At 72.9% G+C, this 20,762-nt stretch carries 19 protein-coding genes; 10 read left to right on the forward strand and 9 right to left on the reverse strand.

What is annotated here, in order from left to right; genetic code table 11:
• Window positions 1-295: 295 nt before the first annotated feature.
• Together ACIQ5Y_RS20910 and ACIQ5Y_RS20915 are read left to right on the forward strand one after the other, a co-directional pair.
• Entirely contained in the window at window positions 296-2,059 is a 1,764-nt protein-coding gene (locus ACIQ5Y_RS20910; protein ID WP_403882217.1) for an IPT/TIG domain-containing protein, read from the forward strand.
• Window positions 2,060-2,225: 166 nt separating this feature from the next.
• Window positions 2,226-2,957 carry an SDR family NAD(P)-dependent oxidoreductase gene (locus ACIQ5Y_RS20915; protein ID WP_403882220.1) on the forward strand — a complete coding sequence of 244 codons (732 nt, stop codon included), beginning with the start codon at window positions 2,226-2,228 and terminating at the stop codon, window positions 2,955-2,957.
• A gap of 9 nt (window positions 2,958-2,966) precedes the next feature.
• On the opposite strand, the gene ACIQ5Y_RS20920 is transcribed toward ACIQ5Y_RS20915, so the two are convergent.
• The 4 genes from ACIQ5Y_RS20920 to ACIQ5Y_RS20935 form a co-directional block, all read right to left on the reverse strand.
• Window positions 2,967-3,338, reverse strand: coding sequence for a peptidase inhibitor family I36 protein (locus tag ACIQ5Y_RS20920; protein WP_403882223.1), 372 nt, complete (start codon window positions 3,336-3,338; stop codon window positions 2,967-2,969).
• On the reverse strand, window positions 3,335-3,922 hold the full coding sequence (locus tag ACIQ5Y_RS20925) for a hypothetical protein (RefSeq protein ID WP_403882226.1): 588 nt from the start codon (window positions 3,920-3,922) through the stop codon (window positions 3,335-3,337). The genes ACIQ5Y_RS20920 and ACIQ5Y_RS20925 overlap by 4 nt, the downstream gene beginning before the upstream one ends.
• Window positions 3,923-4,018: 96 nt before the next feature.
• The gene (locus ACIQ5Y_RS20930; RefSeq protein ID WP_403882229.1) at window positions 4,019-4,876 is read right to left on the reverse strand and encodes a DUF4396 domain-containing protein; all 858 of its coding nucleotides are present in this window, start codon (window positions 4,874-4,876) and stop codon (window positions 4,019-4,021) included.
• Between the two features lie 33 nt (window positions 4,877-4,909).
• Window positions 4,910-5,803, reverse strand: coding sequence for a PhzF family phenazine biosynthesis protein (locus ACIQ5Y_RS20935; RefSeq protein WP_403882232.1), 894 nt, complete (start codon window positions 5,801-5,803; stop codon window positions 4,910-4,912).
• Window positions 5,804-6,007: 204 nt separating this feature from the next.
• Here ACIQ5Y_RS20935 and ACIQ5Y_RS20940 point away from each other — a divergent pair, with 204 nt between their 5' ends.
• The 3 genes from ACIQ5Y_RS20940 to ACIQ5Y_RS20950 all read left to right on the forward strand — a co-directional run bounded on the left by ACIQ5Y_RS20940 (window position 6,008) and on the right by ACIQ5Y_RS20950 (window position 8,539).
• On the forward strand, window positions 6,008-6,967 hold the full coding sequence (locus ACIQ5Y_RS20940; RefSeq protein WP_403882235.1) for a MerR family transcriptional regulator: 960 nt from the start codon (window positions 6,008-6,010) through the stop codon (window positions 6,965-6,967).
• Window positions 6,968-7,106: 139 nt separating this feature from the next.
• Window positions 7,107-7,553, forward strand: coding sequence for a hypothetical protein (locus ACIQ5Y_RS20945; protein ID WP_403882238.1), 447 nt, complete (start codon window positions 7,107-7,109; stop codon window positions 7,551-7,553).
• A 179-nt stretch (window positions 7,554-7,732) separates the two neighbouring features.
• A complete protein-coding gene (locus ACIQ5Y_RS20950) occupies window positions 7,733-8,539 on the forward strand; it encodes an alpha/beta fold hydrolase (RefSeq protein WP_403882241.1) in 807 nt (268 codons plus the stop codon).
• An 18-nt stretch (window positions 8,540-8,557) separates the two neighbouring features.
• Here ACIQ5Y_RS20950 and puuE read toward each other — a convergent pair whose 3' ends face one another.
• The gene (puuE, locus tag ACIQ5Y_RS20955; protein WP_403882244.1) at window positions 8,558-9,466 is read right to left on the reverse strand and encodes an allantoinase PuuE; all 909 of its coding nucleotides are present in this window, start codon (window positions 9,464-9,466) and stop codon (window positions 8,558-8,560) included.
• Window positions 9,467-9,549: 83 nt separating this feature from the next.
• Entirely contained in the window at window positions 9,550-10,521 is a 972-nt protein-coding gene (locus ACIQ5Y_RS20960) for a hypothetical protein (RefSeq protein ID WP_403882247.1), read from the reverse strand.
• A 178-nt stretch (window positions 10,522-10,699) separates the two neighbouring features.
• Between ACIQ5Y_RS20960 and ACIQ5Y_RS20965 the strand changes: the two genes are divergently transcribed.
• The 4 genes from ACIQ5Y_RS20965 (at window position 10,700) to ACIQ5Y_RS20980 (ending at window position 16,694) form a co-directional block, all read left to right on the forward strand.
• Window positions 10,700-11,008, forward strand: coding sequence for a cation transporter (locus ACIQ5Y_RS20965; RefSeq protein ID WP_403882251.1), 309 nt, complete (start codon window positions 10,700-10,702; stop codon window positions 11,006-11,008).
• Between the two features lie 107 nt (window positions 11,009-11,115).
• Window positions 11,116-13,374, forward strand: a complete 2,259-nt coding sequence (locus ACIQ5Y_RS20970) for a heavy metal translocating P-type ATPase (RefSeq protein WP_403882254.1) — start codon at window positions 11,116-11,118, stop codon at window positions 13,372-13,374.
• Window positions 13,375-13,622: 248 nt separating this feature from the next.
• Window positions 13,623-15,014, forward strand: a complete 1,392-nt coding sequence (locus ACIQ5Y_RS20975) for an MFS transporter (protein WP_403882257.1) — start codon at window positions 13,623-13,625, stop codon at window positions 15,012-15,014.
• Window positions 15,015-15,098: 84 nt separating this feature from the next.
• The gene (locus ACIQ5Y_RS20980; RefSeq protein WP_403882260.1) at window positions 15,099-16,694 is read left to right on the forward strand and encodes an FAD-dependent monooxygenase; all 1,596 of its coding nucleotides are present in this window, start codon (window positions 15,099-15,101) and stop codon (window positions 16,692-16,694) included.
• A 30-nt stretch (window positions 16,695-16,724) separates the two neighbouring features.
• Here the strand turns inward: ACIQ5Y_RS20980 and ACIQ5Y_RS20985 are convergent, their stop codons facing one another.
• On the reverse strand, window positions 16,725-17,684 hold the full coding sequence (locus tag ACIQ5Y_RS20985) for a DUF1152 domain-containing protein (protein WP_403882263.1): 960 nt from the start codon (window positions 17,682-17,684) through the stop codon (window positions 16,725-16,727).
• 185 nt (window positions 17,685-17,869) lie between these two features.
• Entirely contained in the window at window positions 17,870-18,961 is a 1,092-nt protein-coding gene (locus tag ACIQ5Y_RS20990) for a mechanosensitive ion channel family protein (RefSeq protein WP_403882266.1), read from the reverse strand.
• Window positions 18,962-19,340: 379 nt separating this feature from the next.
• Here ACIQ5Y_RS20990 and ACIQ5Y_RS20995 point away from each other — a divergent pair, with 379 nt between their 5' ends.
• The gene (locus ACIQ5Y_RS20995) at window positions 19,341-19,985 is read left to right on the forward strand and encodes a GAP family protein (protein WP_403882299.1); all 645 of its coding nucleotides are present in this window, start codon (window positions 19,341-19,343) and stop codon (window positions 19,983-19,985) included.
• Between the two features lie 35 nt (window positions 19,986-20,020).
• Here ACIQ5Y_RS20995 and ACIQ5Y_RS21000 read toward each other — a convergent pair whose 3' ends face one another.
• Entirely contained in the window at window positions 20,021-20,326 is a 306-nt protein-coding gene (locus ACIQ5Y_RS21000) for a hypothetical protein (protein ID WP_403882269.1), read from the reverse strand.
• Window positions 20,327-20,762 lie beyond the last annotated feature (436 nt).

Below are 20,762 nucleotides of genomic sequence, written 5' to 3' on the forward strand. Positions count from 1 at the left end.
CGATGTGACGATCCGGCATTTCGCGCACGCCGCGCGTCGGCCGCTGCGATGCTTCCGCCGGTATCACCGGGCCGTCGCTCCGCGAGCGGGCGGCCCCGCACACCGGCGAACGGTCGGCGGCGCCGTGGGTGCGGCGCTCCGGTTCGTCGTGCCGGAGCGTCCGGCCGCGGCTTCCCAGGAGTCTTCGCCTCCGGCCGCCGCCGGGCGGAGTCGAGAGGGGGAGACTTCGATGTCATCGAGTGCCGTGTCACGCGGGCCAAGACCCTGGTGGCGGGGCCGGCTGCCGGCGGTGGTCGTGTCGTCCGCACTGGCCGCGGGCGGCCTGACGGTCCTGGCCGGTCCGGCGGCGGCGGAAGGGGTGTGCGCCGCCCCCGTGGTGGCGGATTCCGTCACCACGGTCACCTGTACGGCGGGTGGTTCCGGAAGCCTCACCGTGCCCGAAGGCGCGTCCGGTGCCGTGGTCACCCTCGACGGGGCCGGAGGCGGCAACGCCTACGACGGCACACCGGGCGGCAAGGGCGCGCACCTCGTGGCGACCGTCCCCGCCACGCCCGGGCAGACGTTCAACGTCACCGTCGGCAAACGCGGCGCCAACGCGGCCGCGAACGCGCAGTTCGGCGCCCCCGGGTCCGGCGGTGCCCTCGTCGCCGTCACGACGGCGGCCAACGCCCCGCTGCTGACAGCCGGTTCGGGCGGCGGAGCGGGCGGAGCGGGCATCGGCTCCCCGGCCTATCCGGGAGCGGCCGGCGGCGACAGCGGCAAAGCGGGCGCCAACGGCAACGGCCTGGTCCCCGACGCACAGGGCGGTACGGGCGGAGGCCCGGGCACCGACACCGCAGGCGGGGCGGCGGGGACGGGCGGGCCCGGCACGGACAACGAGGGCGCCGACGGCTCCCCGGGCGCCTGGCCGAACGGCTCCGGCGGCTCCGCCGCGCAGGGAGTCTTCAGCCCGACCGGCGCCGGCGGGCGCGGCGGCGCCGGGTACGGAGGCGGCGGCCGGGGCGGCGCCGGTGGCCGGTACGGAACCACCGGCGGCGGGGGCGGCGGAGGCGGCGGCGGATCCAGCCTGGTCTCCGGCACGGTTCCCGGCTCACCGGTCACCCTGACCGACGGGGCCAACACCGGAGACGGCCGCATCGTGTTCGCCTTCCACCGGGCGCCCACGGTCACCGCCATCAGCCCGGACAGCGGAATCGCCGCGGGCGGCACGACGGTGACGGTCACCGGCACCAACCTGGCGGGTGCCACCATCACCTTCGGCGCGGGCAACCCCGCCACCGGCGTCACCTGCACACCGACCTCCTGCACCGCCACCGCGCCGGCCGGCACCGGAACGGTGGACGTACAGGCCACGACGCCCGGCGGCACCAGTGCGCCGTCCACCGCCGACCGCTTCACCTACGTCCCCCTGCCCGTGGTGACCTCGCTCAGCCCGTCCTCGGGCACGACGGACGGCGGTACCGTCGTCACGGTGACCGGCACCGGCCTCGGCGGCGCCACCTCGCTCACCTTCGGCCCCGGCAACCCGGCCGGCGCCCTGTCCTGCACCGCGACCACGTGCACGGCCACGGCACCCGCGCACGCCGCGGGCGCGGTCGACGTACAGGTCACCACGCCGGGCGGCACCAGCGCCGCGGCCGCCGCGGCCCGGTACACGTACCAGCTCCCGCCCGCCGACATCGACGTGGACCTGACCGCGCAGCCGGGCCTGAGCCTGCTCGTCCCGTACCTCACCTACACCCTCACCGCCCACAACACCGGTCCCGGTACGGTCACTTCTGCCACGCTCACGGCGACCCTGCCGCCGGGCTCGACAGCCGGCGCCCTGTCCCCGGGGTGCACGGGCCTGGGAACCACCGTGACCTGTGTCTACGGCACGATCCCCGCCGGCACGGCCTCGGCCAAGACGTTCCGGGTCCCGCTGAGCCTGCTCTCACTGGGCCGCGTCTCGGTCACCGCCACGCGGACGGCGTCCGCTCCGGCCGACCCCAACACGCTCAACGACAGCGCGACCGCCTCCTGCACGGTCGTCTCCGTCCTCCTGGCCACCTGTCCCTGACCCCGGACGGGCCCGGCCCATACCCGCTGCCCCGCGAGCCCACCGGCTCGCGGGGCAGCGGCCGTCGCGGACTCCCATGGGGGACTCCTTGACTTCGTCGGGCCGCTGCCCGACCCTCGGCGCACCCCGGCCCGCTTCCTCAGGGGCCCACAGGCAGGGAGGGCGCATGGGACAGCTCGACGGCAAGGTCGCGGTCGTCACCGGCGGTTCGTCCGGCATCGGCCTGGCGATAGCCGCCCGTTTCGTCCAGGAGGGCGCCCGGGTCTTCCTCACCGGCCGACGGGAGGCCGAACTCGCGCGGGCCGCGGACACGTTGGGAAGTTCGGTGATCGCCGTTCCGGGAGATGTGACCCGCGAGGCCGACCTCGACCGCCTCTACACGGAGGTGGAGGCGGCGGGCAGCCCCGTGGACGTCCTGGTGGCCAACGCCGGCGGCAGCCGGCCGGCCGGACTCGCCGATCTCACCCAGGACCAGTTCGACCTGACGACGGACCTCAACTTCAAGGCGACCTTCTTCACCGTGCAGCGCGCACTGCCCCTGTTCGGGGACGGCGGCTCGATCATCCTGCTCGGTTCGGCGGCCGGCTCCGCCGGGTCCAGGAGTTTCGGCGTCTACGCCGCGACGAAGGCCGCCGTCCGGTCGATGGCCCGCAGCATGGCCCTGGAACTGGCCGACCGCGGGATCCGGGTCAACACGCTCAGCCCCGGCCCGATCGCCACCCCCTCCCTGGCGCAGGCCCCCGCCGAGGTCATCGCGGAGGCGACGGCCCGCGTCCCCCTCGGCCGTCCCGGCCGCCCCGAGGAGGTGGCCGCCGCCGCACTGTTCCTCGCCTCACCCGAAAGCAGCTACGTCACCGGGATCGAGCTCTTCGTGGACGGCGGCGCGCGCCAGGTCTGACCGGGTGCCTCAGCAGCTCTTGGACCAGGTGTGGGAGCTGCCGCGGTCGTTCGCCCCCGCGTCGTAGCCGACCTCCTGTCCGGGGGCCAGGCACAGGGTGACGTCGCCGATCAGCTCGCGGCCGTCGTACACCTTGACGTGGTCGGCCACGCCGGGCCCGGAGACGCCGTGGTTGGCCCAGGAGGAGTCGAGATCGGACATGTCGCCCTCCCACCAACGGTCGTCCCCGCTGTGCTCGATCTTCAGTCCGTCGAAGTTGGCGTCCGTCCAGACGCAGAAGTAGCCGCTGCGGCAGTCCGCCGCCTCGGCGGCGGCCGAGGTGGCGAGGATCGCGGAGACGGAGACCACGACGGTCGCGAGGAGGGTGGTGAAGCGCTTCATGCGGGTGGGTTTCCCTTCGGTGGTGGGGGTGGTGGGTTCTTGAGCACGGTGGTGGCTTCGGTGAGGGCGTGGGCGCGCAGTCGCTGCCAGTCGGCGATCTCGGCGCGGTGGCGGGCCCGGACCTCGGCGAGGTCCCGGTGGGTGTGGGAGGCCTCGGGCCGCAGGTTGTTGACGACGACCGAGGCGCGGAACCAGCCGGGCTGGTCCCCGTACAGCCGCTGCTGGGCGGCGGCCAGGCAGCCGTCGGTGTGGGCGCGTACGACGTAGCCGGTGGGCAGGGCGACGGACAGTTCGGCCGGACCCGACCCGAAGAGGGCGGCGCTGACCCGGCTGTCGTCCGTACCCGGCTGCCGGCCGCGCCCGTCGCGGGGCGGGACGAGGCCCTGGCGGATCAGGCACGCGTCGGTGAGGCGCTGAGCGGCGGCCTTGATCAGCTCGTCCGGGTCGTCGCCGGTCGGCCCGGCGCCTGCGACGGCGCAGCCCGTCAGGAGTAGGCAGGTCAGGGCGATGGCGGTCGGCAGCCGCCCGGCCCGGCATGAGCGGCGGAGCGTCCGGGGCCCGGGCAGTTCCTTGATCACAGGCATGCTGTCTAGCCGCACCAGCGTCGGGCTGGACAGGGCACGGGGCTCCGCTTCACCCGACCGGGTGTGCGTTTCACCCAGAGAAACGATGCGGCACGATCACATCGTCAGGTGCCCGAAAACGGCGGCGATCAGGACTCCGGCGGCGAAGACGAGGAAACTGACCACGGTCATGACGGCGAGCCGGCGGCGGCCGACCCCGGGCCGCATCGCGTGGTGCTCGTGCCCTCCGGCGGCCGTGGGGCCCGGCCCGCCGGAGAGGGCCGCGCCCGCCAGGGCCACCCCCGCGGCAAGGGGAACCGGCTCCGCATCGCGGACGGTCAGCATTCCGTGCTTGAGCCCCCGGTCCACCAGCCACCAGTTCATGGGCAGCGCCACGAGGAAGCCGGCGCACAGGGCGATGGACATGATGAACCAGAAGGTGGGTCCGGTGGGGCTGGGGTGGGGCATGGTGTTGGTCATCCAGGGGTTCATGACCGCCGTCATGCCGCCCATGACCGCGTTCATCGACAGCAGCTCCGCCATGAACGTCTTCTTCAGCGACGTGCCGTAGCCGCCGAACATGTCCTTCATGAAGAGGGCCTGGAAGACCGTCCAGCCGAACAGGAAGCCCAGCGCGTACTCGCACAGCAGCTCCGCCCACGGCTGGAGCCCGAGGTTGTAGGTGATCACCGCTGCGACGAGGATGCCGACGCCGTCGCCGGCCACGCAGTGCATGGTGGAGCCGACGACCTGACGCCACTTCGCCGCCACGTACTGCTCGTGCGTACCGGGCAGCGGTTCACGGCAGCTCAGTACGTACAGCAGGGCTCCGAACAGGCTGCTGAAGGCGGTGGTGATGACGAAGCCCCACTTCATCACCGTCGCTTCCGGTGTCTTGCGGATGTCGACGGCGACGAAGGCCACGGCGACGACCACCTGCAGGAACCACAGCAGCATCACGCCTTCGAGCAGCACGGACGCCTCCCGTCGGTCACTGCCGACAGCCTGTCAGGCCTCGTGGCGACCGGCCACTCGGAGGCCGACGGTCGTGGCGGTGCCTCCCACGCGGATCCGGAGGCCCGAAGGCCCGAGGCGTGCCGAGGCGGTGATGGTGGCGGGGCTGCCGACCGCATCGCCCATGTCGACGGCGATGCGCGTGGTGCCCGGCCGCGCCAGGCGGGCGGCCAGGCAGGCGGTGCTGTTCGCGTTGGCGATGTCCTCCGGGACCCCGATCGACGGCGCGAACATCCGGGCCGCCGGCTCGCCCGACGCCGAGGGCGGCGAGTAGACGTACGCACCCAGCAGGCCCAGACGGTCGCAGGCGTCACGGAGCCCGTCGAGGTCCGGGTCCATGGCGGCGAGCACGACGCGGCTCGGTACGGGCACCAGCAGGCGCTCCCGGCCCACCCCGGCGACCCGCACCCCGGGCGCGGCCTCCTCCGCGGCGATGCCGAGTGGCGCGAGCGTCGAGTCCCGCTCGGCGGCGGTCGGGGGACGAAGACCGACGGGGCCGGGGTCGAATGCCGCCTCTATGAGCGCCCCGTTCCGCACGGCCCAGCCGTCGAACGCGCGTGTGGGCGTCCGGAAGGCGACCCGGTACTCCGCCCCGGCGTCGACCCCGGCCCCGGCCTCGGCCCGGGCCCGGGAGGCGAGGAAGGCCAGTGCGACGACCGTGCCGTGCCCGCAGGCGGGCAGCTCGCCCTCGGAGGTGAAGAACCGGATGCCGACTCCGGGCGGCCCGGGCGTGCCCCGGCGCGGCACCCGGAGGAAGACGGCGTGCGAGGTCCCGTGTTCCGCGGGCACGCACCTGCGGTCCTCGTCGCCCAGCCGTTCGTCGTCCGGCACCACCGCGGTGGGGCTGCCACCGGTGCCGTCGCGCAGACAGGCGTGGACGAGGTTCATACGGGAATCCGGAACCGGGCGGCGCCCACCACGACGTGGAACACCTCGGTCGACCCGGTGTGGTGGTGCGGACCCGCGCCATCGGCCCCGGCGGCCGAACCGTCGTGGACCCTCTTCCGCTGCGCAGGCTGCCGGCGGCCCTGGCACCCGTTGCGGGGAAACGCCTTTGAGTCTCCAGTGACCGGAGACGGCACAGTGGGGGACATGGACGCCACGACCCTCTGCTCGATCGGGGAACTCTCCCGACGGACCGGCCTGCCCGTGAGGACCATCCGGTTCTACTCCGACTCGGGGTTGGTGGCGCCGACCACCAGAAGCCCCGCCGGTTACCGGCTCTACGGCCTCGACGCACAGCTTCGTCTGGAACTCCTGCGCACACTGCGTGAGCTGGGCTTGGACCTGGCCACGATCCAGCGGGTGCTGGACCGTGAACTCACGGTGGCGGAAGTCGCCTCGGCGCACGCCGATGCCGTGGATGCCCGGATCCGGGTGCTGCAACTGCGTCGGAGCGTTCTCAGAGCCGTGGCCGCGAGCGGGTCCGGCCCCGAGGGGATCAAGCTCGTGCACAAGCTCACGCAGTTGTCCGGCGAGGAACGCCGGCGTCTGATCGACGATTTCATGGACGGGACGTTCGGCATCACCGGCAGCGCCGGCGCGCCGGAAGGCGACCGGGCGGCCGAGGCGGCGATGGTCCGAGCCGCAACTCCCGAACTCCCCGACGACCCGTCCGGCGAGCAGGTCGCCGCGTGGGTGGAGCTCGCCGAGCTGGTCGGCGACGAGGAGTTCCGGGCGCGGATGCGCCGCACGGCCACGCGCCAGGCCACTGGCGGCGGGCTCGACATCGAGAGCGAGGCCGGCGAGGGCCTGATGGACCTCGTCCGCCAGAAGGTGGCCGAGGCCATGGAATCGGGCATCGACCCGCTCGGCGACCGGGCCGTACCCGTCGTCGACGACCTCGTGCACCGCTTCGCCGAGGTGTTCGAGCGCGCCCCCGACTCGGAATTCCGGCACTGGATGGCCCACCGGTTCGAAGAGGCCCACGATCCCCGGGTGGACCGGTACTGGCGGCTGGTGTGGATCGTCAACGGCTGGCAGGTGGTACCGGACCTGACCCCGGTGTACCCCTGGCTCATCCAGGCCTTGAGGGGCGGCCGCGGGGCATAGTCGCAACGGAGGAGGTCGTTCACCCGAAGCGCCGATGGTGGATCGATTCTGCTTGGGGTATTCGCGTGACGGCGGCGGGCGGACGAGGTCGCGGGGGCAATAGGACCTCCTGGACACGTCGCTCGTTCGGGAGGTCATCATGCGACTGATTCACACGGCGGCCCTGGCGGCCGCCGCGGCCCTTGCCGCCGGCGCCGGAATCTCGTACGCCCAGCAAGGCCCGGCCGAGGTGTCGGCCCAACGCCAGATCACGACTTATGTGGTGTGGGGCCACACGGAAGTGGATCCGGGGCAGGTCGTCACCGCGAGGACGGACGACTGCCCGGCCGGGCGGCTCGTCACGGGCGGAGGCGGCTTCCTCGCGTTCAGGGACGCCGGGGCCTTCGTCATGAGCGCAAGCTCCATCGCGTGGAACCACGGGCCGAAAGGCTGGTACGTCACCGGCAGGAGCAATGCCACCGAGCGGGTGACCCTGTACACCTACGGCCTGTGTACCGATGCGGTCACCGCGCTGCCCGAGCTGAACGAGAGAAGCCTCCCGCCGGGCCTGCCGCCCGGTACGCCGGGCCTCCCCGAAGGGCATTGAGCAAGCCGCTCGGGTTGTCGGGTGGCGGTTCGGCCAGGCCACCGGTCGATGATCTTGTTCGTCCCTACAGGTCCCCCCGCCGGCTGCGGGGCGTAACGTCCGGGACGTAGACCGCTCGGGACGAGCGCCTGGCATGGTGGCGGGCTCCCGAAGCGGCCGGAGAACGGGGGGAGTTCGGCATGTCCAAGGTGGTTTCGTCCGACGGTACGGTCATCGCCTACGAGCGGCACGGAGACGCGGGGCCGACGGTGATCCTCGTCGGCGGCACGTTGATGACCCAGGTGCGGCACGCACCGCTCGCGTCGCTGCTGGCCGAGGACTTCAGCGTCGTCAACTACGACCGCAGGGGGCGCGGCGACAGCGGTGACCACCCCGTCTACGACGTGCAGCGCGAGATCGACGACCTGGACGCGCTGATCGAGCGGGTGGGCGGGCCGGTGCTGCTGTTCGGGATGTCCTCCGGAGCGGTCCTGGCACTGGAGGCGGTGGCGCGGGGCAGTGCCGTCTCCGCTCTGGCCCTGTACGAGCCGCCGTTCGTCGTCGACGGCACCCGTGCCCCGATGCCGGCCGACTACGTCGAGCGGGTGACGGAGTTCATCGCACGGGGGGAGAGGTCCGAGGCCCTCGCCTACTTCCTGGCCGCCGGGCTGGGCCTGAACGGCGAAGCCGTCGCCGCGATGCGGGACACCCCGGTCTGGGCGGCCTGGGAGGCCACCTCCCCGACCCTGCCGTACGACGGCCGGCTGATGAGCGACACCATGACCGGACGCCCGCTGCCGGCCGACCGCTGGCAGTCCGTACGGATTCCCGTCCTCGTCGGCTACGGCAGCGCGGGTGAGACGTACATGGCCAACGGTGCGAAGGAACTCGCCTCCCTCGGTGACAACTACACCCTGCACGCCCTCCCGGGTCAGGGCCACGCCGTCGATCCGCACGCTCTCGCACCCGTCCTGAAGGCCTTCTTCACCACGGGCACGCCGCACTGACGCGTCCGTCCCCGAGGTTCAGCGCGGTGGCGGGTGCATCGCGAGCCAGTGACGCGCGATCTGCTCGCGCGTCGCGACCCACGCCCCGCCGCGCTGCGCGACGTGCTTCAGGAAGCCGTCGAGGGCGCGGATCCGGCCGGGCCGTCCGATGATCCGGCAGTGCGTGCCGACGCTCATCATGCGCGGGCGGTCGGCGCCCTCGGCGTGCAGGACGTCGAACGCGTCGACGAGGTACGCGAGCATGTCGTCGGCGGTGGTGAAGCCGTGCACGATCAGGAACTTGAAGTCGTTGGTGTCGAGGCCGTAGGGAAGCACGAGGTGCGGCCGGCCGGCCGCCTCCACGTAGAACGGCAGGTCGTCGGAGTAGTCGTCCGAGTCGTAGAGGAAGCCGCCCTCCTCGGCGACGAGCCGCCGCGTGCTGTGGCTCGTACGGCCGGTGTACCACCCGACGGGCCGGCGTCCGACGAGCCGCTCGATGGTCCGGACCGAGCGGACGATGTCGGCGCGCTCCACGTCCTCGGGGACGTGCCGGTAGTCGAACCACCGCCAGCCGTGGCCCGCCACCTCCCATCCGGCGGCGCCCATCGCACGCGCCGCGTCCGGATTGCGCTCCAGCGCCCGGCCCACCGCGTGGACGGTGAGCGGCGCACCGTGCGCCGCCAGGGTGCGGTGAATGCGCCAGAACCCGGCGCGCGAGCCGTAGGCGAACATCGACTCGACGTTCAGGTCCCGCCCGCCCAGCACGGGGGGCGCGCCGACGATCTCGTGCAGGTACCCCTCGGAGCCGGAGTCCCCCTCGAGGACGTTCTGCTCCGCGCCCTCCTCGTAGTTGAGTACGAGGCTGACGGCGACGCGGGCCCCGCCGGGCCAGGCGGCGTGCGGCGGCTCGGCGCCGTAACCGGCGAGATCGCGCTGATGCTCGGACACGCGGCGCACCCTACCGCCGATCGGTCGCGCGCCCGCGGGTAGCGGCCCCGACTCGGCCTCCCGCTCCCGGATGGAGCAGGCGGTCAGTGGGAGTGCCCGCTCTGCCCGTCCGCGGCCGCGCTCGCGGCGGAGGTATCCGCGCCGGTCGTGGCGCCGGCGGGCCCGCCCGCCTGGACGGTGAAGGCCGCAGTCCGGACCTTCCCCTCGTGCTGGAAGTCCAGGAACAGCCGGTACGTCCCGGCGCTCGGGGCCGTGGCGGTGAAGGAGACCTCGGGCCCGGGGCCGCCCGGGTTGGGGTGGACGTGGAGGTAGGCGAGGTCCCCGTCCCGCAGGGCGACGAGGTGGCCGTACGCGCCGAGGTAGGGCTCCAGGTTCGTGACGGGTTTCCCGTCCTTGCCGACGGTGAGCCTGAGCTCGCTCGCCCTGCCCGGATCCAGGGTGCCGCCCAGTGTGACGCCGTAGCCCTCGACCTCCGCCGTCCCGGCGGCCGGTGGCATCGGCGCGGGCGCGTACGAGCCGGGTACGGACAGATCCGCGCCGAGGGTGACGCCCTGCGCGCCGTCGGCGGCGGGGGTGAAGTCGGCGAAGGCCTTGTAGCCGCCCGCCGCGGGCAGGTCCACCGGCGTCGACCACGTTCCGTCGGCGGCCCGGACCGGGTGGAGATGGCGGTAGACCGTCAGGTCGCGCGACGCGACGATGAAGTGCAGTTCCTTGCCGTGCTCGGTCTTGTACGCCGTGACCTTGCGGCCGTCACGGTCCTTGATCGAAAACCTGAGCTCGGCGGGGCCTGGCCCGGCCTGCCGCGTGTCCAGGGACAGCGTGTAGCCGGCGTCCGAGACCTGAAGGCCGCCGGGCGCGGACGCCAGGGCCGCTTCCCGGGGGCTGCCGTGTCCGTCCCCGCCTCCGCTCGGCGTGCCCGCCTGTGCGGAGTGGCCCGAGTGGTCCGCCTTCTCCGGGGCGCCCATCGGGCCGACCCCCTTGCCGACTCCGTACGCGGTTGCGAAGGCCGCCGTGAGCGCGGCGGCGAAGGCGGTGATCCTCAGTCCGGTGTTCATGTCTGCTCTCCCGTGCGAGGGGTGGGGGTGCTGCGGCGGCTGCCGACGCTCGTCACCATACCCCCCAGGGGTATCAAGTCAAGCGGGGTGATCCCCTTGCGCTCGATACCTGAGGGGGGTATATCTGAGGGCGTTCAAACCGATACCCCCTCCAGGTATCCGAGCGAAGGAGAGATCCATGTCCTGCTGTACTCCCGAAGGCACCTGCGGCACGACGGCCGGCACGACGGCCGGGACGGCGACCGCCGTCGCCATCGCCGCCCCGGACGCCACCGTCAGCACCGCCTACCGCGTCTCGGGGATGACCTGCGGACACTGCCGTACGGCCATCACCGCCGCGGTCGGCGCCCTCAACGGCGTCGTCTCCGTCGACGTGGACCTGGCCGGCGGCCTGGTCACGGTGATCACCGTCGGCGAGCCCGACGACCCCGCCATCGCGGCGGCGATCGACGACGCCGGCTACGAACCGGCCGGCCGCGCCGCCTGACGCGCGGCCCCGACCGTCCCGCTGCCGGGGCCCGTCCGCTCCAGGCCCCGCCCGACCGGGCCCCGGCCCTTCCCACCCCTCCCGCGCACGAACGAGGAGCAGCACCCATGACCACCACCGTCGGCGCCGCCGAGGTAGAACTCGCCATCGGCGGCATGACCTGCGCCTCGTGCGCCGCCCGCATCGAGAAGAAGCTCAACCGCATGGACGGGGTCGAGGCCACCGTCAACTACGCGACGGAGAAGGCCAAGGTCACCTTCGCCGCGGACGACGTCTCCGTGGCGGACCTGATAGCCACCGTCGAGGCCACCGGCTACACCGCGCACGAACCCGCGCCGGTCCGTGACGACGGCGCGGGGGCCGCCGCAGAGCCTGCCGGGGACCACGACGAACTGCGCCCCCTCCGTCAGCGCCTGCTCACCGCCGTGTCCCTCGCCGTCCCCGTTATCGCGATGGCGATGGTCCCCGCGCTCCAGATCGAGTACTGGCAGTGGCTCTCGCTGACCCTGGCCGCGCCCGTGGTCACCTACGCGGCCTGGCCCTTCCACCGTGCCGCCTGGACCAACGCCAGGCACGGCGCGGCCACCATGGACACCCTGATCTCGGTGGGTACGACAGCCGCGTTCCTGTGGTCGCTGTGGGCGCTGTTCTTCGGCACCGCCGGCACGCCCGGCATGACCCACGCCTTCGAGTTCACGATCGCCCGCACCGACGGCGCCGGCAACATCTACCTGGAGGCGGCGGCCGGAGTCACCGCCTTCATCCTGGCCGGCCGCTACTTCGAGGCCAAGTCCAAGCGCAAGGCCGGTGCCGCCCTCAAGGCACTGCTGGAACTGGGCGCCAAGGAGGTCACGGTGCTGCGCGGTGGCCGCGAGGTCACCGTGCCGACCGCGGAACTCCAGGTCGGGGACCGCTTCCTGGTCCGCCCCGGCGAGAAGATCGCCACCGACGGCATCGTCGCCGAGGGCTCGTCCGCCGTGGACGCCTCCATGCTCACCGGCGAATCCGTACCCGTCGAGGTCGGCGTCGGCGACCCGGTCACCGGTGCCACCCTGAACGCCGGCGGCCGACTCGTGGTCGAGGCCACCCGCGTGGGCGCCGACACCCAACTCGCCCGGATGGCGAAGCTCGTCGAGGACGCCCAGAACGGAAAGGCCGCCGCCCAGCGCCTCGCGGACAGGATCTCCGCGGTCTTCGTACCCGTCGTCATCGGCCTCGCACTGGCCACCCTCGGCTTCTGGCTCGGCTCCGGCGCCGGACTCACGGCCGCCTTCACCGCGGCCGTCGCCGTCCTGATCATCGCCTGCCCCTGCGCCCTGGGCCTGGCCACCCCCACCGCGCTGATGGTCGGCACCGGCCGGGGCGCCCAGCTCGGCATCCTCATCAAGGGCCCCGAAGTCCTGGAGACCACCCGCAAGGTCGACACCATCGTCCTCGACAAGACCGGCACCGTGACCACCGGCAGGATGACCCTCCTCGCCGTCCACACCACCGACGACACCGACGAGACCGAAGTCCTGCGCCTCGCGGGCGCGCTGGAGCACGCCTCCGAGCACCCCATCGCCCAGGCCGTCGCCACCGGCGCCGCCGCCAAGGCCGGGGCCCTGCCCACCCCCGAACACTTCGCCAACGTCCCCGGCCTCGGCGTCCAGGGCGTCGTGGACGGACACGCCGTCCTCGTCGGACGCGAAAAGCTCCTCGCCGAGTGGGCCATCGAGCTTCCCGTGCACCTGGAGCGCGCGAAGGGCCGGGCCGAGGCGGCCGGCCGTACCGCCATCGCCGTGGCCTGGGACGGCGAGGCCCGCGCGGTCCTGGAGGTGGCCGACGCGGTCAAGGAGACCAGCGCCGAGGCGATCCGGCGGCTGCGCTCGCTCGGCCTCACCCCCATCCTCCTCACCGGCGACAACCGGGCCGTGGCCGAGGCCGTCGCGGCCGAGGTCGGCATCGAGCAGGTCATCGCCGAGGTCATGCCGCAGGACAAGGTCGACGCCGTCAAGAAGCTCCAGGCCGAGGGCCGCAGCGTGGCCATGGTCGGAGACGGCGTCAACGACGCGGCCGCACTCGCCCAGGCCGACCTGGGGCTGGCCATGGGAACCGGCACCGACGCCGCGATCGAGGCGGGCGACCTGACCCTCGTACGAGGAGACCTGCGGGCCGCGGCCGACGCCATCCGCCTCGCCCGCAAGACCCTCGGCACCATCCGCTCGAACCTGTTCTGGGCCTTCGCCTACAACATCGCCGCCCTCCCGCTCGCCGCGGCAGGGCTGCTCAACCCGATGATCGCCGGAGCCGCCATGGCCTTCTCCTCGGTCTTCGTGGTCGGCAACAGCCTGCGCCTGCGCGGCTTCCGGGCCGCCACCGACTGAGAACACGCGAGAACGCCCGAGAACACCGCCCCTCCGCGGAAGCGCACTCCGCGAAGGGGCGGTTCGCCGTACCGGCTCCGGCGGCGGGGCGGTGAAGCGCGCGACCCCCATCCGGCCGGAGCCGGGCCATGTCGTGCGGGCCCCGCACTCGTTGGGCACGAGTGCCGCCCGCGTGCCGTCCCCCAGCCGAAGGCCCGTCCTCGCCCCGCCCGCGGTTCGTCGTCGCCGCCATGGGCTGCGCCGGGGGCATGGTCATGCTGGACCAGACCGTCGTCGCCATCGCCCTCGACCCGGTGGCGCGGAGCCTGGGCTTCACCACGTTCCTCATGCACGCCGTGGTGCTCGTCTACAGCCTGAGCCTGGCCGCGTTCGCGCCCGTCGGAGCCATGACATCACGCCGCTTCGGCCTCCTGCGCACCTTCCGGTGCGGGACCGTGGTGTTCGTGGTCGCCTCCGCGCTCTGCGGACTCGCGCCCGGCGGTGACGTCGCGGGGCCGTACCTGCTCACGGCGAGGGCCGTGCAGGGCATGGGCGCCGCGCTGATGCTGCCGGTGGCCACGACGTTGATCGCGGACGCGTACGAGGAGCGCGAACGGGGCCGGGCGCTCGCCGCGTACGCGGGCCTCGCGCAGATCTTCTTCGTCATGGGACCCGTGGTGGGGGCCGCCCTCATCGTGTTCTTCGGATGGCGGTCGGTCTTCCTCGTCAACGTGCCCGTCGGCGCGCTGACCCTCTGGGCGATCGGCCGGGCGCGCGTACGCGACGAGGCCGAGGGCGGCACGCTCACCGCGGGTCAGCCCCTCGCCGTGATCCTCTCGCTGGGCCTGCTCGTCTGGGGGCTCTACCGGTGCGGCGTTTGGGGCGTCACCGACCCGAGGACGCTCACCGCACTGGTGACGGGCGCGCTGACGCTGGCCCTGACGGTACGACTCGTCCTGCGATCCCCGCGGCCCCTCGTGGACCTGCGGCTGCTGCTCATCCGCCCGTACGCCGTGGAAGTGGCGATCACCTTCATGGTGCAGGCCGCGCAGCTGATCGTCATCGTGCACGGCACGCTGTTCCTGCGGCAGGCCATGGACCTGTCGCTGCCGGCCACCGGAGCCTCCCTGATCCCCCTGGTCGCTTCGTTGACGACGGGGACCCTCCTGTCCGGGTACCTGCTGGACCGTTTCCGGTCGATCCGGGTGCCCGCCCTGCTGGGCCTGACCGCCGCCACGCTGGGTGCGGTGGCCTGGACGGCCGCGCTGCCGTCGCGCGAGTACCCCTGGCTGATCCCCGGGATGGTCCTCGCGGGGCTGGGGATGGGCCTGCCGGTTCCCGCTCTGAGCGCCGAGATGATGCGCGCGGTCCCCGCCGACGAACGGGCCGACGCCTCCGTCCTGCGCCAGACGCTCCGCCAACTGGGCGGGGCGATCGGGCTGGCGAGCGCGGGAGCCGTGGTCCTCGCCGTCGACAGCGCCACGGCGGACGCGTCCGGCATCGTCAGCGCCGGGGCCACCTCCGGCGCCTTCGTGGTCGCGAGCTGTGCCCTGGGCATCGCACTCCTGCTCGCGGCCGTGGCCCTGCCGAAGGGACGGCGTGTCGCCGCGCCCCGACCGGCCTCGCGCCGGTACGGCCCCGGCGCGCCGCCCCACGGGTGAATGCGGTCGATCCCCTCGGGGGCAGGGTGGGATGGCGGATGGCGGGGTGCCCTGCCAGACCGAGGTGACCGGGAGGAGCCCGACATGTCCGTGGCGAACACCGAGGCGAACACCGAGGCGACCGAGGTGGACGTACTGATCGTCGGCGGTGGACCGGTCGGACTCACCGCCCGGGCCCTGCTGGAGCGCTGGGGCGTGCGGACCCTGCTCGTGGAGAAGCACCGGGAGCTGTCGCCGTTCCCCCGGTCACGCCTGGTCAACGCGCGCTCGATGGAGATCTTCCGCCAGCTCGGCCTCGACGCCGAGATCGCCGCCCGCGCGTTCGCGCCGAAGTTCGGCCGCGTCCGCTTCCGCGACACCCTCTACGACGGCGACTTCGCCACCGCCGCGATGGTGGGGGTCAACGCACCGATCCCCGAAAGCCCCGTGATCGGCGTGGTCACCTCGCAGGACCGCCTGGAACCCACCCTGCTGGCCGCGGCGGACGGGCAGGTGCGCTTCGGCGTGGAGCTCGTCGACCTGACCGAAGGGCCCGAGTGCGTCACGGCCGTGCTCGCCGACCACCGGCGCGGTGGACAGACCCGCGTGCGCGCCCGCTACGTACTCGCCGCCGACGGCGCGAACTCCACCATCCGGCAACGGCTGGGGATCGCGACCGACGGCCCCGGGGCGATGGCGGGTTTCACGACGGTCGTGTTCGACGCCGACCTCGGCCGCTGGTCCGCCGAGCAGCCCGCGGGCCTCTACTTCACCTCGCACGGAGCGTTCGCCCCGCTCTACCCCGAAGGCGGGTGGGCCTGGCTCGGGCCCACGCCCGAGGACACCGGGAGCACCGACTGGTCCGACCTAGTCTCGCGCGCCCTCGGCCCCAAGGCCGACGTACGAGCCGACGTGCTGCGCGTCCAGCACTGGGTGATGAACGCGTTCGTCGCCGAACGCCTGCGCCACGGCAGGATCCTGCTCGCCGGTGATGCCGCGCACGCGATCCCGGTCTTCGGCGGAATGGGCATGAACGCCGGCGTCGCGGACGCGCACAACCTGGGCTGGAAATTGGCGGGCGTCCTCCACGGGTGGGCCGGACCGGGGGTGCTGGACACGTACGAGACGGAGCGACTGCCCGTCGCCCACCTGACGCTCGGCCAAGCGGTCGCCAACACCCACCTCGCGCTGCGGGTGCAGAGCCGGCGCCGCGAGCAGCTCCAAGCGGGCCGGGGGGCGGCGGCCGACCAGGTTGAACTGCCCTGGGCCGAGCGGTTCTTCGCCCAGCTCGGCCTCGTCCTCGGTGTCGCCTACCGCTCGGAGGCCGTCCTCTCCGACGGCGTTGCCCCACCCGAGCCGTCCGACACGCCCGCGGACTACGTCCCCACCGCCGAGCCGGGCCACCGCATGCCGCACCTGTGGCTCACACCCGAACGCTCCACCCTCGACACCCTCGGCGAATGGTTCACCCTGCTCACCGCCGACCCCACCCCGTGGGAGCGGCAATCCGCCGCCCCATGGCCACTGCGCATCGAGACCCTGGCCGACGAGCACCGAGACGCCTGGAACCTCCCGCCGCACGGAGCACTCCTCATCCGCCCCGACGGCCACGTGGGCGCACGCTGGCACGACCGCCCGCCGAACGGCCACACCCTCCACGACGCCCTCGACGCCATCACCGGTACGAACCGCCCGCGTTGACCGGGGAGTCGTACGACCGACGCGGCTGCGTCAGTGCGGGATGCGGCGGGACGGGCGGGTGACGAGGTCCTCGCGGAATTCGGCGATCCGTGAATGGACCTGGCGCATCAGGTGGGTGTCCTCGATGCGGTCGAGGTAGAGACAGCGTGCGGCCAGCCCCGGCAGGTCGAAGGCGAAGCACAGCGACATCAGAGGGTTCACGAACAACTCGCTGCCGGCGGTGCGGCTCGTGAACCGGACGTCGCCGAAGGCGCCGCGGACGGCGGCGGCGATCGACCCGTTCACGATGCTGGGACGCTCCGGGGTGTGCTCCTGGGCGTGGGCCACGGCGTCCAGGAAGAGCGCCCCCTCACGGGTGGCGCGTGGTATCGAGAACGCGCCGAGGTAGGCGCCGTCGCGCTCCAGCGCCGCGATGTTCTCCAGCACCAGCGCGTGACTGACCCCGTGATACGCGTCCACCCCGAAGCCCACCGATACGACGAGGCGCTCCGGTACGTCGTCCAGCCCGGCCAGTGCGGCGACGCTGGTCAGGTCTTCCTCGGGCGTGCCGAGACCCGCTTCGTCGCCCCGCATCAGGATGTCCGTACCTCCGTCGACCAGGACGACCGCGTCGATGCGGTGCAGGTCGATCAGGGCCCGGTAGGCGGCCCTGAGCGGCTGCACCCCGATCTGGGGGAAGGCGTACACGGTGTCCGGATAGCCGTGGATCCTCAACCACTGGGCCAGGGTCCGCTCGGGGAAGTAGACCTGATGGGGCGCGGAACGCGGGGTGACGGCGGCGAGATCGGGGGCCTCCCACTCCTCGACGGGCAGGCCGGCGAGGGAGCTGAAGGAGAGGTTCGCCAGGTGTACTCGCTTGCCCTGGTGCATGAGGGAGAGGGCGAGGGGGAGCCCGGCGTAGATGTCGAAGCCCCCGCCGGCTCCCGCGACCAGGACGCGTTCGCAGTCCGCGAGGCGGGCGAAGAGGGGGTTGGTGTGAAGGGCCGTCATGGCGGTCATTGTCCGGGGCGCGGCGCGATGGCGCCGCCGGATTTCGCCACGGGGACCGGCCGGGCGACGGGGGAGCAGGCCGGGCCCGGCGCGCCCCGATCGCTGCCGGAGGCGATTCCCGCCCCCTCGCCCCCCGGATCCTTCCGAGGGGCGGGGGCGGCCACCGGGGCCACCGCGGGGCGCGGCTAGTCCAGCCCGTTGCCCATCAGCACCGACGCCGCGGCATCGCGCTGGTGGGGGACCGGAGCCCCCCAGGACTCCACCGAGACCGTCCGCGTGGGGGCGGGGATGGAGATGCCCTCGGCCCGGTAGCGCTCGTGCAGGCGCTTGATGAACTCGTGCTTGATCCGGTACTGGTCGCTGAACTCACCCACGCCCAGGATCACCGTGAAGTTGATCCTGGAGTCCGCGAACGTGTGGAAGCGGACGGCGGCCTCGTGATCGGCGACCCCGCCCGACACGTCGGCCATCACACCGTCGACGACGTCGAGCGTGACCCGCTCGACGTGCTCCAGGTCGCTGTCGTACCCGACGCCCACCTGGACCAGGATCGAGAGCTTCTGTTCCGGCTGGGTGAAGTTGGTCATGTTCGTCCGCGCGAGACGGCCGTTGGGGATGATCACCAGGTTGTTCGACAGGTTGCGCACCACGGTGTTGCGCCAGTTGATGTCGACGACGTAACCCTCCTCGCCGCTGCTGAGCCGGATGTAGTCACCGGGCTGCACCGTCTTCGACGCGAGGATGTGCACACCCGCGAAGAGGTTGGCCAGGGTGTCCTGCAGCGCGAGGGCGACCGCCAGACCGCCCACACCGAGCGCCGTCAGCAGCGGCGCGATGGACACGCCCATGGTTTCGAGGGCGACGAGCACACCCATGGTGAGCACGACGACACGGGCGATGTTGACGAAGATGGTGGCCGACCCGGCCACTCCCGTACGGGACTGCGCCAGGGACTGTACGAGTCCCGCGACACCTCTGGCCGCCGAGACCGTGGCGATGAGGATCAGCAGGGCGATCAGCGAATCGTTGACGAGACCCGTGACCCGCGTGGTGAGCGGCAGCGCCGACGCCGCCGCGGCCGCGCCCCCGATGACCGCGGCCCAGGGGGCGAGCGTGCGGAGTGCGTCGACGATGATGTCGTCCCCGCTCCATGCCGTCCTGCTCGCGTGCCCGCCCAGCCACCGCAGGAGAGCGCGCAGCAGCAACCCGGCCGCGACACCCGCCGCCACCGCGATGGCGGCCACCACCCAGTCGTGCAGGAGGAGTTCCCGGCTCAAAGGATCCCCTCCGAGGCGCGGGTGTCCGGGCGAACGGCGAGGGGGACCGCCGGCCGACGTATGTGTCGTGTCGTCACTTCTTCACCTGTCAGATCGTGCTGTACGGAGCCCCGTTCGAGCAGGTGTCGCACTCGACCCGGGCTGCCATCCTGCCCCACGGGCAGCGCGGCCCCGCACGTGGGCCCGGGTCTTCGCGTCCGACGCCGGGTCCTGACGTGCGGGGACACCGGCGTGGCCCGCTTGACCCGTCGGGCCGGGGGCCGCAGAGTCGGGAAGCGGCGCCGGGCAGGCACCGGTACCCATGCCCGCCGCGCGCGCCCGCGCGAAACGCCCGTCCGGGAACACCGGGCGGCCTGCAACCCAGGGAGTGGTCGTGCCGATGGTCGTCGACCTGGTCGTGATCGGCATGGCCATCACCCTCGGACCGCTGCACAACAGCGGCTTCATCCTGCTGCTCGGATCACGCCACGGCGCGCGCAAGGGCCTCGCCTTCCTGCTGTCCTGGCTGGCCAACCTGGTCGTGGTGATCGCCTGCGTCGTGCTGCTGACCGGCGGGACGCCTCTCCTCCACCACAGCGCGCCGTCGACCGCCGTGGTCGCGGCGAAGCTGGCGATCGGCGTCGGCCTGGTGATGTTCGGCGTGTACCGGTTCCGGCGGCCGCCCCGCCCGCACAAGCCGCCGAGCTGGACGGCCCGCATCGACAACGCCTCGCTCGGCACCGCCGCGGCACTCGCCTGGCTGCTCCAGCCCTGGGCCCTGGTGGGGGCCGGCGCCGCCACGGCCGTCGACGCCGACCTCTCCTCCCTCTCCGACTGGCTCGTCCTGACCGCTTACTGCCTGTTGGCCACCCTCAGCATCCTGGCCATGGAGCTGTACACCGTACGGGCGCCGGACACCGCCCACGCCCGGCTGGACGGCCTGCGGACCTGGCTCGAGCACCACCAGGACCAGCTGATCGTCAACCTCTCGCTGCTGGTCGGACTCTGGCTCATGGCCAGTGGCGTCTACGCGCTCGTGACCTGACGGAGAGCTGTCGGCGGTCGGCGGTCGGTTGTCGGCTACAGGTCCCCGGACTCCTCCACGTCGCAGTTCGTGAAGGCGGGCGGCCGCGTGCAGAGTGCCGCGAGTCGCTTGGCGAGCTCGGCCGTCTCCGGCGCGTCGCTGTTGGCCATGGCGTCCTCGTACGAGTCGAACTCGACCACGGCCAGCCAGCGGTTCGGATTGGCCCGGTCACGCAGTAGCGTGCGATGCGTGGGGCCGCCCTTGCGGCCTTCGGCCCGCGCCGTCTGCTCGTACTGGTGGATGAGTTCGCGGATCTCGCCGGCGCGCTCGGTTTCGAAGTCGATGATCTGCGCGAACTTCATGGGTCCTCCTGGTGCGAGGCGGCCCCGGCGGTCCGGGAGCCCTTCCCGTCCAAGCAAGCACCGGCCTGCGGGCGCGGCAACTCCGCGCGCGGCCGTTCGGCGTGCGCGCCGGTACGGATGCATCGAGCGCCCCCCCGCGACCCCGCTGCGCTGGAACGTCCTCGAAGGTGTGCGATCGGTTGCATACCGTGACATTCAGGCCTGTCGCCGGTGAGGCGCCCCACAGGACCCACGTCACATACGAAGCGGGATAGTGGCCCCGGAACGTCCCGCCCGGCCGCCTCCCCCACGGCCCCCGGACCACGGTCGTCGCGCCCGTTCTGCGAGGGTGGTTAGTAATCGGGGTCGTTGCCAGGGGGTGGGGGTGTCGGTAGAACTGGATGAGTCGCCGGGCGGCACGGGTGCTTCACCCGCCGCCCACCGATCCCCTCTCCTT

This window comes from Streptomyces sp. NPDC096339, from assembly GCF_044762985.1.
Lineage (GTDB): Bacteria > Actinomycetota > Actinomycetes > Streptomycetales > Streptomycetaceae > Streptomyces.